We start from the raw sequence: 17,439 nt of genomic DNA on the forward strand, positions 1-17,439 counted from the left end.
TCGCGCCCCTAGGCCAGCATTTTTTCGATCGGAAGCACGAGGATGGCGCGCGCGCCTTCCGCTTCCAGGGCTTCCAGCGTCTCCCAGAAAACGCGCTCGCGACAAACCGCGTGCAGTGCGACGACATCGTCCCGGCCTGCGATCTGGGCGACGGTCGGCGCGTCAGACCCCGGCAACAGGGCCTTGATCGCATCGAGACGGTCCGTCGGCGCATTGAGCATGATGTATTTGGTCTGGGCGGAAGCGATCACGCCCTGGGCGCGCCGCATCAGGATGCTGGCAATCCTGTCGGCCTCATCAGACCGGGCTTCCTTGCGGCGCACGAGCACCGCTTCACTGACAAGCACGGTCTCAAAGGCTGCAAGGCCATTGGCTTCCAGGGTCGCACCGGAAGACACGAGGTCACAGATCGCATCAGCGATATTGAGACGCGGCGCGACTTCGACAGAACCGTGCATTTCCACGATCTCCGCCTTCACACCATTGCGCTCGAGATATTCCGCCGTGATCGCCGGATAAGATGTCGCGATCGCCTTGCCATCCAGATCGGCGACTGTGGTAATCCCGCCGTCCTTGGGCGCGGCCAGTTTCAGTGTGCATTTGGAAAAGCCCAGGCGCAGCGCGATCTCAAGCTCCTTGCCGCGACGGCTTCCCAGCTGCTCCTCGCGAAACACGTTCTCGCCGACAATGCCGTAATCACACGCTCCTGATGCCACGAAATTCGGGATGTCATCATCCCGCACGAGCATCAGATCAACCGGCATGTTCTCCGCGCTCTGATGCAACTTGTCGCGACCATAGGCAAAACGAAGTCCGCAATTCTTCAGCAGATCCATTCCACCTTCGGCGAGGCGGCCCTTGGACTGTACGGCAATACGCAAACGGGTCACGATTTCGATCCTTTCAAGCGATCCAGCACAAGCCGGTATCCCTGATGATTTTCCTGGCTCAAAAAGCGCGAAACACGGGTCACTGTTGTTGTGCTCGCACCGGTGATTTCACTGATCTCGCGATAGGAATTCCCGCCCTCATCCAGCAGGCCGGCTACACGCCAGCGCTCGGTAAGGGTTTTCATTTCGCCCGGCGTAAGCAGGTCGGTCAGGAAACGTTCCATCTCCGCTTGCGACTTCACGCTCAACAGCGCCTGGCTAAGAGGTTTGAGATCGGTCATGTCCGCCTCGTCATTGATCAGTGGACGTCGATATAGCGTGTTAGCGCGCTAACACAATAGCGCGTCACAGCTGACTAACACAAGGCCTAACCGACTTCATTTACTCGGGGGCATAGATTATATACAGCTTTCTGAAGCTACAGATTTTTGCAGGTTGCTATGGAATATGCCGAGATGAAACCGATCGCCGACGACGTCGCCGATCTGATGAAGACCCTGGCTCACCCGTCCCGCTTGCTGGCGCTGTGCGCGATGATGGAGAAAGAGTGCTCCGTCGGAGAGCTGGCGGACAATCTCGGCATGCGGGCCCAGGCCATGTCGCAGCAGCTCGCAATCCTGAGGAACAAGGGCCTGGTCACAACCCGGCGCGATGGGCAGACGATCTATTATGCACTGGCCAGCGAGGGCATCCGCTCGGTGATGGATGCCCTCTATACCGCCTATTGCGAGCCCGCTAGGAACTAGGCAGGTCGAAATCCCAGCGCCAGGAAAAAACGCGCGGCCGGGCAGAATCCGGTAAAGGCCGCTTGCAACAGCATGAAGCTGACCGCACCGCCGAGCAAAAGCCAGATGGGCCCAAAGGCCAGCGACAGCCCCATTGAAACGAGAACCATCAGCGATCCCAACGCCATCACGGATTGCGGCACGCTCATGCCCTTTTTCTCTTCCAGATCGGACCGGGTTTCCTTGCCTTCCGCAATCCATTTGAGGATCCCGCCCTCAAGATGCCCGGCCACCTCTACGCCCGCCTCCTGGCACATACGCAGGGCCCGGCCGGAACGGCCACCAGACTTGCAATGCAGGACCGTCTTCTTCTTACCCGAATGCGGCAGGGTTCGCGGATTGAAGTCTGACAGCGGGCACAGCATGGCTCCCGGTATCCGTTCTGCGTGAAACTCTTGTGGCTCGCGCACGTCCACGAGAATGATTTCGCCGGCTGCAAGCGCCATCGCAACCGCTCCTACACTCCAATTCACAGTCTTTTCCATCAGGTCACTCCCTAAATCGCCGATTCTTCGATACCCATTGGGCAAGTTCGTGCAGCAATATGTACGTATTTGCATAATTATGCAAGTGCGATATAGTGCAATCAACGATTCAGAATGCCTGCCAGGAGTTTGGCCATGTCAGCAAAACCGGAAATCAAAGCCTTCTTCGATCCGGACACCTATACGATCAGCTATGTAGTGTTGGATCCGGCGACACAGGCAGCTGCGATCATTGATTCCGTTCTAAATTACGACCCGGCGTCCGGTCGCACCCAGACCCGCTCTGCCGACGAGATCATCCGTTTTGTCGAAGACAATTCCCTGACCGTCGAGTGGATCCTGGAAACTCATGTCCACGCGGATCACCTCTCCGCGGCGCCCTATCTTCACGAGCGTCTGGGCGGAACGATCGGGATTGGCGAACACGTCAAGCACGTCCAGGGCGTTTTCGGCGACCTTTTCAATGCAGAAACCAGCTTCCAGCGCGATGGTTCGCAGTTCGGCAAGCTGTTCACGGATGGCGAGACCTTCAAGATCGGCTCAATCGAGGCCGAGGCCATCTGGACACCGGGTCACACGCCCGCCTGCATGGTTTATCACGTTGGTGATGCCGCGTTTGTTGGCGATACGCTGTTCATGCCCGATTTCGGAACGGCCCGTTGCGACTTCCCAGGCGGCGATGCTCACACGCTGTGGCAGTCGATCCAGAAAATCTTTGCCCTGCCCGACGAGACCCGACTGTTCATGTGCCATGACTACAAGGCGCCTGGCCGCGACTTCTATGCCTGGGAAACCACGGTCGGTGACGAAAAAGCGAAGAACATCCACGTCAAGCAAGGCACGGACGAACAGGCCTTCATCAAAATGCGCACTGAGCGCGATGCCAAACTGTCCATGCCGACGCTGATCCTGCCGTCTGTCCAGGTCAATATGTGCGCCGGCCACCTGCCCGAAGCCGAGGACAACGGCACGCGCTACCTCAAGATTCCCCTGAACGCGGTGTAGCCCATGGGAGCGCTGGAGAGGGTTTTCCCGGGCCTTCGCTGGTTCAAGGAGTATGACAGCAAGACCTTTGCCGATGATGCACTCGCCAGTGTCATCACAGCGATCCTGCTGATCCCGCAAAGCCTGGCCTATGCGCTTCTGGCAGGCCTGCCGCCTCAGGCAGGTCTCTATGCGTCGACGACGCCGCTGATCGCCTATGCCCTCTTCGGCTCAAGCCGTGTGCTGGCAGTCGGACCGGTCGCCGTAGTGTCACTCATGACCGCCGCTGCTATCGGCAATCTCGGCCTGACCGACCCGGCCGAGCAGATGGCTGCCGCCGGTGCTCTGGCCCTGCTCTCCGCGGCCTTTCTCATTCTTTTTGGCGTGCTCAAGCTGGGCGGAGTTGCGAACTTCCTGTCCAAACCGGTTATCGGCGCCTTCATCACCGCCTCGACCATCCTCATCATCGCCAGCCAGCTGCGCCACATTCTGGGGGTCGATGCCGAGGGCGCAACCCTGCCGGAATTCGCGGTCTCGATGTTTGAAAACGCCTCGACGGTCAACATGGTTGCTGTCGGCATGGGGGTTGGAAGCCTGCTCTTCCTCATTCTCGCACGCACCATGTTCAAACGCATCTTCATGCGCATGGGCCTGGGCGAGACGCTGGCTGATGCAATCATGCGCGCCGCGCCCGCCATCCTGGTGATCGCTGCCACTCTGACCGCTGCGAGCTTTGCGCTTAGCGAACGCACCGGCCTGTCGATCGTCGGGGAATTGCCGACCGGAATGCCGCCTTTCGCTCTGCCGCTGGTTGATCTGCAGACCTGGCGCGCACTGATCGGGCCCGCAGCCCTGATATCGCTGATCGGGTTTGTTGAAAGTGTCTCGGTGGGGCAGTCACTAGCTGCGCGGCGCCGCGAGAGCGTCAATCCGGACCGCGAGCTCTTCGGTCTGGGCGCTGCCAATGTCGCGGCCTCCCTGACCGGCGGTTATCCAGTCACCGGCGGGTTTGCACGCTCCGTGGTCAATGAACAGGCCGGCGCCCAAACGCCTCTGGCCGGTGTCATGACGGCCGTCATCATCATGATTGTCGCTGTGTTTTTCACCCCGCTCTTCCACCACCTGCCCAAGGCGACATTGGCGGCGACCATTCTGGTTGCTATCTGGAAACTGGCGGATTTCAAAGGCGCCTGGGAAGCGTGGAAATATTCGCAATCAGACGGGTCGGCGGCCTTTCTGACCCTTTTCGGCGTTCTTTTCCTGGGGGTAGAGATCGGACTGACACTGGGTGTTGTCGTCTCGGTCGGACTTGTCCTGCAGCGAACCATGCGGCCACACTGGACCCGGTTGGGCCAGGTTCCAGGCACGCATCATTTTCGCAATCCGCACCGGCACAATGTAATCATGTCACCGCACGTCTATGCCCTGCGGATCGATAGCGCGCTTTATTTTGCCAATGCCCGTTTTCTGGAGGACCTGGTTGCGGAGGTCACAGTTGACCATCCCGACATCACTGATGTTGTCCTTGTCTTCCCCGCAGTGAACTTCGTTGATGCCAGCGCCCTGGGCAGCCTGCGCACGATCAACAGTCGCCTGGACGATGCCAAGGTCACGCTGCACCTGTCCGAGGTGAAGGGGCCGGTCAGCGATAAGCTCGGTGAAGAGGGCTTCTTCGAGCAGCTGACGGGTGAGGTCTTCCTGTCGCAATACGCGGCCATGCGAACGCTGGACGAAAAGACCACGCTGCGCGCAGAAGGCGTCTCTGGCGAGTGATCACGAATTTTCGGGATTGGTCCCATTTCAGCCAGACCGAATTACGTCTAAGATTCGCGTCTGGGCCGCGCCATTGGAGCGGCCTTGTCTTGCCCTTCCGCGGTATTTTCAGCGAGCACAGCGAATATCATGACGCATCACGATCCGAACGAGATTTTTCCGATTCCTGCCGGTTTCGCCGAACAGGCACATATGAATGCCGAAGACTATGCGAGGGCCTATCGCCGCTCACTTGAAGAGCCGGAAGCCTTCTGGCGGGAAACAGCCAAACGGATCGACTGGATAAAGCCTTTCACCCAGATCGACGATGTGTCCTGGGACAAAGACGACCTGCATATTCGCTGGTTTGCCGATGGCACGCTGAACGCCTCGGCCAATTGCATCGATCGGCACCTCCCCGCGAAGAAGGACGAAACAGCGATCATCTGGGAAGGCGATGATCCCGAGGTTGATTGCACAATTACCTATGGCGAGCTGTATGAGCATGTCTGCCGCTTCGCCAACGGCCTCAAATCCATCGGGGTAAAAAAGGGCGATCGTGTCACGCTCTACATGCCGATGATCCCGGAAGCGGCGTTTGCGATGCTGGCATGCGCGCGCATCGGCGCTGTGCATTCAGTCGTTTTTGGCGGCTTTTCGCCGGACGCGCTGGCCGGCCGCATCACCGATTGCGAAAGCGAGTATGTGATCACGGCGGATGAAGGCATTCGCGGCGCCAAGCCGATCCCGCTGAAAGCCAATGTCGACAAGGCGGTAGAGATCGCCGGCGGCGTTCAGAAGGTTGTCGTCGTCAAGCGCACGGGCGCCGATGTCGGCTGGGTTGAGGGACGTGATGTCGCCTATGAAAGCCTGGTCACCGCACAGGCTGCTGACTGTCCTCCGGAAGAGATGAACGCGGAAGATCCGCTCTTCATTCTCTACACCTCAGGCTCTACGGGAAAACCCAAGGGCGTCATGCACACCACAGGCGGTTACATGGTCTGGGCGTCAATGACGCACGAGCTCGTCTTCGACTACAAGCCGGGCGAGGTCTACTGGTGCACCGCTGATGTCGGCTGGGTGACAGGGCACAGCTATATCGTCTACGGCCCCCTGGCCAATGGTGCCATCACACTGATGTTCGAGGGCGTTCCCAATTATCCGGGACCGGACCGTTTCTGGCAGGTCGTCGACAAACACCAGGTCAATATTTTCTACACTGCTCCCACGGCCATCCGCGCTCTGATGCGCGAGGGTGATGAGCCAGTGAAGAAACACTCGCGGGCCTCGTTGCGCCTGCTGGGCTCGGTCGGCGAACCGATAAATCCGGAAGCCTGGACCTGGTATCACCGCGTCGTGGGTGACAGCCGCTGCCCCATCGTCGACACCTGGTGGCAGACAGAGACGGGCGGCGTCATGATTACACCTCTTGCGGGCGCCATGGACCTGAAACCGGGGTCGGCGACCAAGCCTATGCCGGGGGTGACGCCGGCTCTCATGGACGGTGATGGCAAGCTTATCGAGGATGACGGTGCAATCCAGGGCAGCCTGGTCCTCACCCGATCATGGCCAGGCCAGATGCGTACTGTCTATGGAGATCACCAGCGTTTCATCGACACCTATTTCTCGACCTATCCTGGCTATTATTTCGCCGGTGATGGTGCCCGGCGCGATGCGGACGGGTACTGGTGGATCACGGGGCGCGTGGATGACGTGCTCAATGTTTCCGGCCATCGCCTGGGCACCGCTGAGATCGAAAGCGCGCTGGTCGCTCATGACGATGTCGCCGAAGCAGCGGTGGTTGGCTATCCGCATGAGATCAAGGGCCAGGGCATTTATTGTTTCGTCACACTCAACCAGGGCCGCGACCCAGCTGATGAAGACGTCGCCGCGCTGAAAAAATGGGTGCGACAGGAGATTGGTCCAGTTGCAACGCCAGACCTGATCCAGTTCGCCCCTGGCCTGCCCAAGACCCGGTCCGGCAAGATCATGCGGCGCATCCTGCGCAAGATTGCAGAGAACGAGTTCTCCAATCTCGGTGACACATCAACGCTGGCGGACCCGGGCGTCGTCGTCGACCTGGTTGAAAACCGCCTCAACCGCTGATCAGGCACACTTAGCCCTCGAAACGGCGGCGAGAACCGGCTATAGATTTTGCCATCCAGACGGGATGGAGTTGTCTCTTGCGTATTCGTGTTCTTGCCGCCGCTTCCTGTGCCCTTGCCGTGTCTGCCTGTGCGACCACAGCCACGTCTCCGGCTTGCCGCGCTCCGGCGCCGCATGAAATGCAGGCCTTCATGGCCGTCATCAGCCACAATTCCGGTCTCCTGGCCCAGCAATTGGCACCTGGCGCCGTCGCTGACGCATTCGCAGCAAGCGACCCGCAACTCACCAGCCATATCTGGGGGTCCCAGGGCGTGACACGTGGCAGTGTTGTCGGCGTGCTCTCCCGCCCACCCCTGTGTGTGATTGATGACCCTCGCAGCCAGGCCAGCGACGCCGAACGCCAGATCCTGGTCTATCCGCAAAACGAGTACCAAAGCCTGCGTCCGGCCGAAGGTACGCCGCTGGAACTGGCCCCGGCCTTTCCGTACGGCGTTGAACGTGCGGATTATATCACCTGCCGTTTCAGCCAGACCGCCAGCGGATGGAAACTCGCGGATGCCTGTGGTTTCCGCGGCTACACCCCCGTTGTCACGGGATAAGCTCACACCTCGTCCACCTCAGGGTGCAAGCCTGATCGCTTGCCAACCGGTTTGTGCGATTGCGCTGAATAATCTCATTCGAATCGAATGGGAGCTGCTAAACACTTGCTTGTATTAGTGATTTAGCAGTAGTGCGTATGTCCGATTCATCCGGCTCCCCCCAGCCCAAAAACGTCGTTCGCGAATCCCTGTCCGGTGAACTCAACCGAACGCTTCTGGTCGCGCGTATCGACGCCCTCGTTGACCGTCTGGGTCAAGGCGATTGTTTCCTGATTGACCTGTGTGCGTGTGATTTCGCCCTGTCGCCAGGCGAATTCATGGCCGTCATCGACACCTGGTTTGAACGTCTGGGCACAACCGCCCCGACGGCGCTGGTCTTTCATCCGGAAAACCATCGCGACCAGGCCATGCTGTTCGAGACCAAGGGTTTCCTGCTCGGCTCGCGCCTCAAGACTTTCACACGCGAAAAAGAAGCAGCATCCTGGCTCGCAGAACGCTGCTCCCTCTCCTCCCCGGGATAACTCCGGGTTTAGTCTTCGAACTCGGTCAATTGCATCGGCTTTTTCAGATCCGCAGTCAGCAGGTCATAAGCCGGCAGGGTCAGGAACTCGGCGAAATCCTCGTCCAGAACCAGCGTGCTGAGGATGTCGGCAGCCTGATCGATCCGCGTCAGCAATTCGTCCATGCCGGAGACTTCTGACTTGATGGCCTCCCGAATGCGCAGGATCTCTGCCTCCAACACCCCGGCCGTGATCGTGCGGCCTTGCGCCGTGGTGCAGGCGTATTTGCGCCATTGCCACAGCTGGGCACGGGCGATCTCTGCGGTCGCGGCATCCTCCATGAGATTGCGGATTGGAACTGCACCGCGGCCACCCAGCCAGGCTGCAACATAGCGGATGGCCACGTCGACATTTTCCTCGACCCCGGCGTCGGTGATCTGCCCTTCCGGCGCCTCCAACAGGGCCTTGGTCGTCACCGGCAGCGCAAACTCATCCTCGAAATCGAGCTGGTTGGGACCTTTCATGCGTGCGTCGAAGACTTCCCGGGCGATCGGAACCAGGTCCGGATGCGCCACCCAGGTGCCGTCATGACCATTGCTCACCTCACGCTGCTTGTCCTGGCGAACTTTCTCACGCGCGGCCTCGTTGGCATCCTCGTCATTCTTCACCGGAATGAAGGCCGACATGCCACCCATGGCGTGGGCGCCGCGCCGGTGGCAGACCTCGATCACACGCTTGGAATAGGCTTCCATGAAGGGCACCGACATAGTCACCGCCCCGCGATCCGGCAGAATACATTCCGGGTTGTTACGCAGGCGCTTGATATAGCTGAAAATATAGTCCCAGCGACCGCAATTCAGCCCGACCACATGCTCCTTGAGTTCATAGAGGATCTCGTCCAGCTCGAATGTCGCCGGAATAGTCTCAATCAGGACCGTCGCGCGGATCGTCCCGCGTTCCAGGCCCAGCTCATCCTCGGCGTGCTGGAAGACCAGGCTCCACAGGCGCGCCTCGTAACGGCTCTCCAGCTTGGGCAGGTAGAAATACGGCCCGGTTCCACGTTTCTTGAGGGCTTCATGGTTGTGGAAGAGATAGAGGCCGAAATCGAAGAGAGATCCGGACAGGGCCTGACCATTGACCAGCACATGACGCTCATCGAGGTGCCAACCGCGCGGTCGCACGATCAAGACAGCCGCGTCGTCATTGATGCTGTATTGTTTTCCGGATCTCTCATCCGTGAAATCAATCTCGCGACGGTTCGCATCGCGCAGATTGATTTGTCCCTCAATCAGATTGGTCCACAACGGCGCCGTGGCGTCTTCGAAATCGGCCATGAAACACTTGGCGCCGGAATTGAGGGCGTTGGCGACCATCTTGCGGTCGACCGGACCGGTGATCTCGACCCGCCGGTCAAGCAGGTCCGCCGGTGCCGGCCGCACCTTCCACTCGCTGGCACGAATATCAGCCGTTTCATGCGGGAAGAGCAGCATGGCGCCCTGGTCCAGTTCAGCCTGGCGTTCCTTGCGATAACGCAGCAGTGACTGGCGACGTTTTTCAAACCGGCGGTGCAGCCCCGCCAGAAAACTCAGTGCCTCATGGGTCAGGATATCTCGATAGCCCGGCTCCAGATGTCCAAGAATTTCCACGCCTGTTGGTGAGATATGGGTCATGTCGAGTTCTCCTGCTGTGGGGCCAGGCGCCGGGGGACAAGGAAGAGCGAGAGCCCCCCGGCCGGACCTGCGGCCCGTGTCCTGGTTATTCTGCTGCGAACTGGGCGGTTTCCGTGGACGCGCTCATCGCGGTCGTCGAGGACTTGCCGCCGGAAATAGCCAGCGAGACCTTGTCGAAATAGCCGGTACCAACTTCGCGCTGGTGGCGCGTCGCGGTGTAGCCATCGACCTCGGAAGCGAACTCGGCCTGTTGCAGTTCCGAATAGGCGCCCATGCCACGGTCCTTGTACCCGCGGGCAAGCTCGAACATACCGTGATTGAGGCTGTGGAAACCCGCCAGGGTCACGAACTGGAATTTGTAGCCCATCGCGCCCAGCTCACGCTGGTAGGTTTCGATAGTGGCCTTGTCCAGATTGGCTTCCCAGTTGAAGGACGGCGAGCAATTGTACGCCATCATCTTGCCCGGATATTCCTTCTGGATCGCCTCGGCAAAGCGGCGCGCTTCGTCCAGGTTAGGCTTGGAAGTTTCCCACCACAACAGGTCAGCGACCTTGGCATAGGCCAGTCCGCGCTTGATGCAGTGCTCGACACCCATGCCTTCTTTCAGGCGGAAGAAGCCTTCCGGCGTGCGCCCAGCGTCGAAATCAATGAATTCATGATCACGCTCGTCGATGTCGGAATTGATCAGGGTTGCGCTTTCGGCGTCGGTACGAGCAACCGTAATCGTGGGAACGGCCATCACATCAGCAGCCAGGCGTGCAGCGGCCAGATTGCGCTCGTGCTGGCTGGTCGGGATGAGAACCTTGCCACCCAGATGACCACATTTCTTCTCGGCTGCCACCTGGTCTTCGAAGTGAACGCCTGCAGCGCCCGCCTCGATGAAGGCTTTCATAATCTCGAAACAGTTCAGCTGGCCGCCAAAACCGGCTTCGGCATCGGCAACGATCGGTGCGAACCAGTCCCGAGAGGCCTGGCCGTTCTCCGAGACCTCGATCTGGTCCGCACGCTGGAGTGCACGGTTGATCTTCTTGGCCAGTTCCGGGGCAGAATTCGCCGGGTAGAGCGACTGGTCCGGATACATTGTGCCAGCAGTATTGGCATCAGCCGCAACCTGCCAGCCGGAGAGATAGATGGCTTTCAGCCCGGCGCGAACCTGCTGCATGGCCTGATTGCCGGACAGAGCACCAAGCGCATTGACGAAATCTTCCGTCTTCAGCAATTCCCACAACTTGTTGGCGCCACGTTCGGCGAGGGTCTGCTGGATCACGACGGAGCCGCGCAGCTTGAAAACATCTTCCGGCGTGTAGGGACGCTCGATACCGTCAAAACGGTCATCGGCAGCGTTCGGGACGAGGTCTTTGAAAGTTGTCATTGGTCTTCCCCGTAATTGACAAATATCCTGCCCCCGAAACTGTCAAACAGATTATACCCTGTCGATATGTCCTTTCTTAGAAAGCGGATACAGTGTAATGTCTTTGACATTGTATATATGTCGTTTTGTAAATTTATTGACAGAGGCCGGTGAGATGGACGAGCAGAAACCGCTGGAAAAACTCTTCGCCGGGGCCCGCCTCAGACGGTTGCGTCGGGAGCGCGGACTGAGCCAGGCCGATGCGGCGCAGGCGCTGGGCGTTTCCGCCAGCTATCTCAACTTACTTGAACGCAATCAGCGTCCCGTCACGGCGCGCGTCCTTCTGGCTCTTGCTGACAGTTTTGATGTCGATGTTCGCGCCTTTGCCAATGAGGCCGATCATCAGCTGCTCGCAGATCTCAAGGAAGCCGCTTCGGACCCGGTCCTGTCCGGACTGGCGCTGGACCGGATGGAACTCAACGAGCTGGCAGACAGCCACCCCCGCGCAGCCGAGGCGCTGGCCAAGCTCTTCCACGCCTATCGCGAAACAACCGCGGCAACTGAGGACCTCGCCTCGCGCATGTCCGGCCCGGCCGGCAGTGCCGGCGGTCCGGGCGTAGTCCTGGAGGCCGTGCGCGACGCCCTGGATGCGCGCCAGAACCACTTCCCGGAACTGGAGGATGCTGCCGCCCAGGTGATTGAGCGCGCAGGACTGCGCTCACGTGACAAGGCTGCCGACCTCTCCCGCTTCCTGCAGGCACAGCACGGCTTTACCGTCCGCGTTCTGGAAGAGGACCTTATGGCGGGCGCGCGCCGCCGCCTCGACTTTCATGGCCGTCGCCTGCTGCTTTCCGAAGCGCTCGATCCGTCTTCGCGGACCTTTCACATCGCTGCGGTCACGGCATCTCTGGAATTCGGCGAGTTATTGGAAAAACTGGCCGAGACAGCGATGGGAGAGAACGCCGAAGCCCGCCGCCTGCTGAGGGTCGGCCTGGGCAATTACCTGGCCGGTGCGATCCTGGCGCCCTATTCCCAATTCCTGAAGCTGGCCGAGGAAAGCCGCTACGACCTGGTGCGCCTGCAACGCCGTTTCGAGCTGAGCTTTGAACAGGTCTGCCATCGCCTGACGACATTGCAACGCAATGGCGAGCGAGGCCTGCCCTTCTTCATGATACGCGTTGACCAGGCCGGTAATGTCTCCAAACGTTTTGGCGGCGGAATCATGCCTTTTGTGCGCTCCGGAGGTGGGTGTCCGAAATGGAATCTCTACGAGGCGCTGCATTCGCCTGGCCAGGTCCTGGCGCAGTCCTTCGAGCTTACGGACGGCCGGCGCCACCTGTCCCTGGCCCGTGGCCAGTTTTCATCCTCGCCACACAGGCAAAGCCCGGTCGTTCACGCCATCGCCCTGGGCTGTGACTGGCAATATGCCGAGAATATTGTGCATGCAGATGCCATTCGCGAACTTGCCCCGGCGCCGATAGGCATCGCTTGCCGTCTGTGTGAGCGCGAGGGCTGCGCACAGCGCGCCTTTCCGCCGCTTAACCGCAAGCTGGAAATGAACCCGCATACGCTTGGCGCCTCGCCCTATGGATTTGGATCGGAGTAAAACCGACTAACGCTTTGGTAAATCGAATACCGTATGGTTGCCATTGAAGACTTATTGTCCGGGGGGGGGCACCATGCGGATCGGGCCACGCGCCATAATACCGACAGTGCTAGCTATCGCTGTTTTCTCGACGGTCAGCATCGCCGTGCTGACCGGTCAGGTGACCAATAGCGTTCGCAGCTCGGTCGAGGACAATCTCGCCACACCGATCGAACGCCTGGAATTGCTGTCGCGCATTCGGGACGATCTGGGGTATGGCGGCGCGATCCATGAGTTCAAGAATTTCGTCCTGCGCGGCGATTTCGAACGCCTGCCAATCATCCGTGAAGAATACGCCGACGCCCTTCTGGCGATCGAAGAATTCCGACAGCTGTCTGAAAACGCGACCGAAGATCTTGCGCTCGACAATCTCGCCGCGACCCTTCGCCACTACCAGCGCAATCTCGAGCTCGCTGCGAGCCTGCATCAACAGGGCCTGCTGCCGACCGAGATCGATCGGCGGGTCCGCATCAATGACAGCGCCGCGATCGAAGCGGTGCACCAACTGGAGACCAGCGTCCGAGACAGCATGCTTCGGGCCGATGACCGCACCCAGGCGGCGGTCAATAACCTCTCCCGCGGCGGTTTGATTATCGGGCTCCTGGCGATATTCAATCTCGCGACACTCGCCCTGGTCATCGTCTTGTCCAATCGCCAGGCCAAGGCGCTTGAGCGCGCATCGGAAGCCAAAACACGTTTTCTGGCCAATATGAGCCATGAGCTGCGCACGCCGATGACCGGCGTGATCGGCCTCGTGAACATGCTTCGCAGCACCCGCCTGGACAAGGAACAGAGTAAGCTGGTCGACACGCTGGACTGTTCCGGCTCGTCGATGATCCAGATCATCAATGACATTCTGGACGTCACCAAGATCGAGAGCGGCAAGCTGGAGATTGACCCTGCCCCTACCAGCCTGGCCAAACTCTGCCGCAAAGTCGAGGCGCTTTACAGCTCTGCTGCCCTGGCCAAGGGACTGGAACTGAATGTCGAAATCGATCCGGACCTGACCGGCAATTTCTGGGTCGACGAGATGCGGCTTAACCAGGTCATCGGCAATCTCGTTTCCAACGCTATCAAGTTCACGGCCAGCGGTCATGTCAAACTGGTTGCCAGTCTCGCCAATGATGAACTGCACTTTGCCGTCCAAGATACCGGCATCGGCATCGACGAGGATGCCCAGGCCCGCATTTTCGATCGCTTTTCGCAGGCAGATACGTCAACAACACGCAAATTCGGTGGCACCGGTCTGGGGCTGACGATTTCGCGCGAAATCGCTGAACTGATGCGGGGCCGGCTGACCGTGACGTCCCAGCTGGGAACGGGGACCGAATTCGCCCTTCACATCCCTGCCCGCTCGGCGCCCTCACAGGGCGAAACGAAGGATGAGCCGCAGGAAATCAATATCAGCTCTCGCCTGCGGGTACTGGTCGTTGATGATGTCGCCACAAATCGCTTGGTGCTCGCGAGCATGCTGGCCAAACATGACTGTTCGATCACCGAGCACGATAATGGCGCAAACGCCCTGGACGCCGTACAGACCGAACCCTTCGACCTCGTCCTGTCAGACATACACATGCCGGAACTGGACGGCATCGAACTGGTCGCCGCCATCCGCAGATGGGAAACCAACGAGGGCCGTGCGCGCATGCCGGTCTATGCCATCACTGCCGATGCGTTTCGCGAGCAGCATGATGCCTATCTCGCTGCCGGAATGGATGGCGTGATTTCCAAACCCTTCAAGGCCGAGGAAATCGAAGCCACCCTCGCCCGCGTCAGCGAGCGTCTGGATCAGCCCGCTGCAACCAGGAAAGCCAGCGCGGCATGAACAAAAAGGGCGCCGGTGGGCGCCCTTGAAATCGTTCGAGACTATTCTGTTCTGATTGTTCTTATTCGGCCTGACCGGCGACCGCATGCACATAGGCCATGCGCACATCCTGGTGATTGACCTTGTCCAGGTCCTTGGCGATTTCCTCGTCCTGCTTGGCCAGCAGATCGAGATCCTGGTCGGCATAGTGCATGACGCCCATATCGGTGTACGCTTTCTGGATCTTGTCGCCCCACAGGCCGATATCCTTGACCACCGGAACGATGCGCTGGAACAGGAGCGTGCGGAAGAGCTTGTTCATTTCCGAGTTTTCCGCCCACTCGATACATTCCGCGACAGGCAAGTCGAGGGTCTCGTAGACCTCGCGAGCCTGGAAACGATCGCGCATGTGATAACAGGCCTCAACGAGGAATTCCTCGCGTTCGTCACGCTCTTTCTGGGTCAACTCGGGATAATAATCGCGTAGCGTCAGACGGCCGAAGGCGACGTGTCGCGCCTCGTCTTCCATGACATAGGCATTGACCATCTTGGCGAGCGGGTTCTGGGCCAGATCCCGGATCGTGCCGAACGCTGCCAGAGCCAGGCCTTCGATGACAACCTGCATGGCCAGATAGGTGAAATCCCAGCGGCTGTCGCGCAGGGCATCATCCACCAGCGAGGCCAGGGGCTGGGTCATCGGGTAGGCCACACCGAACTTTTGCATCAAACCCTTGTAGGCTTCCACGTGACGAGCCTCGTCCATGACTTGGGTCGAGGCATAGAATTTGGCGTCGAGATCCGGAACCTGCTGGACGATTTTCGAGGCGCAGATCAGCGCGGCCTGCTCGCCCTGCATGAATTGTGAGATATTCCACGACTGGGCGTGGCGACGGAATTGAATGCGGTCTTTTTCCGACATCTTTTCCCAGATCGGTGAGCCCTTCAGGGCAATACCTTCATCGGGCAATTGCATCGGGTTTTCTTCATCCAGGTCCAGGCTCCAGTCGATGCGGTTGACCGCATCCCACTGCATGTCCTTGCCCTTCTGGTAGAGGTGCATGAGCGTCGTGCGCCCGTCGTCGTATTCGAAGTCGAAAGTTGCGTCGAATTGCTGCGGGACCGACCAATGCTTGTCGATATCCGGCATCGGATAGAGTTCTCTAAGAGAGCCCATGGCACGTTTCCTCCCCAGGAGCGACCAGACCAAGATCATTAGTGAACATTGTTCACAAAGCTAAGGTGTGTCAATTCACCACCAAAAGCAAGGCCCGTTCCTCGATTTTTTGAACGACGTTATCGAGGCGTGAGCCGGGCACCATCAGTCACGGAATCGCTAGCATACAACACCACCGCCTCACCCTGGCTCAAAGCGCTCAGTATTTCAGCGTATTGGTCGTTGAGATGACCGAGCTCGACCTGACGCAGGCGCGCACGCCCTTACTCCGCCGGACCGCCCTGGCGACGGCGCGCTTCCCATCGCTCCAGGATTTCCCTGGAGGTCGACCGCGAACCGTCCGGAGACCAGCCCGGAGGCGCTAGAAGGAACATCATCGCATCACGCCAATTGCCTGCCTTGCGCATGTCGTCCGCAATGGCCAGCCATTCATGAAAGGCGATACGCAGCGGGTTGTAGGTGCCCAGATTCTTGACGACACCATAGCGGATATCCTCATCATCAAGTTCGGGTTGGAAAGTACCGAACATCTTGTCCCAGATGATGAAAATACCCGCATAATTGCGGTCGAGATAACGTGGATTGATGCCGTGGTGAACACGATGGTGGGACGGTGTATTCATCACCGCCTCGAACCAGTCCGGGCATTTCTTGATCGCCTCGGTATGGATCCAGAACTGATAGACCAGATTGATACCGCCCACGATGCCGACCATCACCGGGTGAAAGCCGATGAGCACCATGACAGATCCGAGCCATAACCATTTCAGCGTGAACAGCCCGGTCCAGGGCTGACGCAGGGCAGTCGTCAGATTGTAGTGCTGCGACGAGTGATGAATCACATGCTCGGCCCAGAACCAGCGCACGGTATGCGCCCAGCGATGGGACCAGTAATAGAAGAAATCATCCAGCACCAGCGCGATCGGCCACACCCACCAGGCAAAGGGAATATCGAGCAGGCGGAAATCATAGACAAAGATCAGCCAGGCTCCGATGAGCCCCCCATAGAGGATGGATGACACTGTGCTGCCCAACCCCATCAACAGGCTGGCTGCGCTGTCCCGGGACTCGAAACGCGCGCCTCCGGTACGCTTGGCAAAGATCATCTCGGCGACGATCAGGAGAACAAAAAAGGGAATGGCCCAGTCGATCGGCTTGAAGCTCGCGGCAAAAGCGGGAACGTCCATCATCTAGCCTTGCATGCTGTTGAGACGGTCCGCCCAGTGGCGTGCCGTCGAGGTGTCGGAAATGGCGAGCTCCACCGGAGCGAAGGTGAAATCATTGAGCTCAAGATGGATGTCGCGGCCCTCGCCCATCTTGGCAGCGCGGACCGATCCCGGATCGAGATAGCGGATGACGACATCACTGCCCGCGACCACAAGCAGGCCGATACGGCCGGAGCCTTTTTCCTCGACAAGCGCTGTCCTGTTGTCATCCGCGAGAATGCCTGGCCCGGCCATGAACCCGATCTGGTCCGTATCGAGCCGGCGAGTCGCATCGTCCAGGCTGGAAATTGTGGCCGCCTCGAACAGGCCAAGCTGGCGGTTGACCAGGACCATGGCGGCGATACCCAGCAGCGATCCGAGGAAGATGAGCAATTCGAGCATTCCCGTCTCCATAAAGGAATATCGGGTCAAGCTAACCAGCCTGCGCTGCAAAGCAAAGCCCTTATTTGAACACTGTTCACTCTTTCA

16 protein-coding genes are annotated in these 17,439 nt (G+C 59.3%); 8 read left to right on the forward strand and 8 right to left on the reverse strand.

Features of this window, described 5'->3' with window-relative positions; all coding sequences use genetic code 11:
* Positions 1–8: 8 nt before the first annotated feature.
* Both hisG and SIC17_RS01135 read right to left on the reverse strand, forming a co-directional pair.
* Complete coding sequence (hisG, locus tag SIC17_RS01130) at positions 9–893, reverse strand: ATP phosphoribosyltransferase (RefSeq protein ID WP_366940123.1); 885 nt, start codon at positions 891–893, stop codon at positions 9–11.
* Entirely contained in the window at positions 887–1,171 is a 285-nt protein-coding gene (locus SIC17_RS01135) for a YerC/YecD family TrpR-related protein (RefSeq protein ID WP_291895668.1), read from the reverse strand. The genes hisG and SIC17_RS01135 overlap by 7 nt, the downstream gene beginning before the upstream one ends.
* Positions 1,172–1,345: 174 nt before the next feature.
* Between SIC17_RS01135 and SIC17_RS01140 the strand changes: the two genes are divergently transcribed.
* Positions 1,346–1,636 (forward strand): ArsR/SmtB family transcription factor, encoded by a 291-nt coding sequence (locus SIC17_RS01140; protein ID WP_291895670.1) that lies wholly within the window; start codon positions 1,346–1,348, stop codon positions 1,634–1,636.
* Here the strand turns inward: SIC17_RS01140 and SIC17_RS01145 are convergent.
* On the reverse strand, positions 1,633–2,160 hold the full coding sequence (locus SIC17_RS01145) for a rhodanese-like domain-containing protein (RefSeq protein WP_412546137.1): 528 nt from the start codon (positions 2,158–2,160) through the stop codon (positions 1,633–1,635). The two genes, SIC17_RS01140 and SIC17_RS01145, sit on opposite strands and share 4 nt — an antisense overlap.
* Positions 2,161–2,295: 135 nt before the next feature.
* Here SIC17_RS01145 and SIC17_RS01150 point away from each other — a divergent pair, with 135 nt between their 5' ends.
* The 5 genes from SIC17_RS01150 (at position 2,296) to SIC17_RS01170 (ending at position 8,122) form a co-directional block, all read left to right on the forward strand.
* On the forward strand, positions 2,296–3,165 hold the full coding sequence (locus tag SIC17_RS01150; RefSeq protein ID WP_412546138.1) for an MBL fold metallo-hydrolase: 870 nt from the start codon (positions 2,296–2,298) through the stop codon (positions 3,163–3,165).
* A gap of 3 nt (positions 3,166–3,168) precedes the next feature.
* Complete coding sequence (locus SIC17_RS01155) at positions 3,169–4,917, forward strand: SulP family inorganic anion transporter (RefSeq protein ID WP_412546139.1); 1,749 nt, start codon at positions 3,169–3,171, stop codon at positions 4,915–4,917.
* A 129-nt stretch (positions 4,918–5,046) separates the two neighbouring features.
* Entirely contained in the window at positions 5,047–7,002 is a 1,956-nt protein-coding gene (gene acs / locus SIC17_RS01160) for an acetate--CoA ligase (protein WP_412546140.1), read from the forward strand.
* Between the two features lie 77 nt (positions 7,003–7,079).
* Positions 7,080–7,601 (forward strand): hypothetical protein, encoded by a 522-nt coding sequence (locus SIC17_RS01165; RefSeq protein WP_412546141.1) that lies wholly within the window; start codon positions 7,080–7,082, stop codon positions 7,599–7,601.
* A gap of 137 nt (positions 7,602–7,738) precedes the next feature.
* Positions 7,739–8,122, forward strand: a complete 384-nt coding sequence (locus tag SIC17_RS01170; protein ID WP_291895684.1) for a hypothetical protein — start codon at positions 7,739–7,741, stop codon at positions 8,120–8,122.
* 8 nt (positions 8,123–8,130) lie between these two features.
* On the opposite strand, the gene aceB is transcribed toward SIC17_RS01170, so the two are convergent.
* Together aceB and aceA are read right to left on the reverse strand one after the other, a co-directional pair.
* Positions 8,131–9,771: a malate synthase A gene (gene aceB / locus SIC17_RS01175; RefSeq protein WP_291895685.1), complete on the reverse strand. Its 1,641-nt coding sequence runs from the start codon at positions 9,769–9,771 to the stop codon at positions 8,131–8,133.
* Between the two features lie 85 nt (positions 9,772–9,856).
* Positions 9,857–11,143, reverse strand: coding sequence for an isocitrate lyase (gene aceA / locus SIC17_RS01180; RefSeq protein ID WP_412546142.1), 1,287 nt, complete (start codon positions 11,141–11,143; stop codon positions 9,857–9,859).
* A gap of 154 nt (positions 11,144–11,297) precedes the next feature.
* Here aceA and SIC17_RS01185 point away from each other — a divergent pair, with 154 nt between their 5' ends.
* Positions 11,298–12,728 carry a helix-turn-helix domain-containing protein gene (locus SIC17_RS01185; RefSeq protein WP_412546143.1) on the forward strand — a complete coding sequence of 477 codons (1,431 nt, stop codon included), beginning with the start codon at positions 11,298–11,300 and terminating at the stop codon, positions 12,726–12,728.
* Between the two features lie 73 nt (positions 12,729–12,801).
* Positions 12,802–14,592, forward strand: a complete 1,791-nt coding sequence (locus tag SIC17_RS01190; protein WP_412546144.1) for an ATP-binding protein — start codon at positions 12,802–12,804, stop codon at positions 14,590–14,592.
* 61 nt (positions 14,593–14,653) lie between these two features.
* On the opposite strand, the gene SIC17_RS01195 is transcribed toward SIC17_RS01190, so the two are convergent.
* The 3 genes from SIC17_RS01195 to SIC17_RS01205 form a co-directional block, all read right to left on the reverse strand.
* On the reverse strand, positions 14,654–15,745 hold the full coding sequence (locus tag SIC17_RS01195) for a ferritin-like domain-containing protein (protein ID WP_291895689.1): 1,092 nt from the start codon (positions 15,743–15,745) through the stop codon (positions 14,654–14,656).
* 263 nt (positions 15,746–16,008) lie between these two features.
* Entirely contained in the window at positions 16,009–16,935 is a 927-nt protein-coding gene (locus SIC17_RS01200; RefSeq protein ID WP_412546145.1) for a sterol desaturase family protein, read from the reverse strand.
* A complete protein-coding gene (locus SIC17_RS01205; protein WP_412546146.1) occupies positions 16,936–17,352 on the reverse strand; it encodes a hypothetical protein in 417 nt (138 codons plus the stop codon).
* Between the last annotated feature and the right edge of the window lie 87 nt (positions 17,353–17,439).

The organism is Maricaulis sp. MIT060901, assembly GCF_047123815.1.
In the GTDB taxonomy this organism is placed as follows: Bacteria; Pseudomonadota; Alphaproteobacteria; order Caulobacterales; family Maricaulaceae; genus Maricaulis.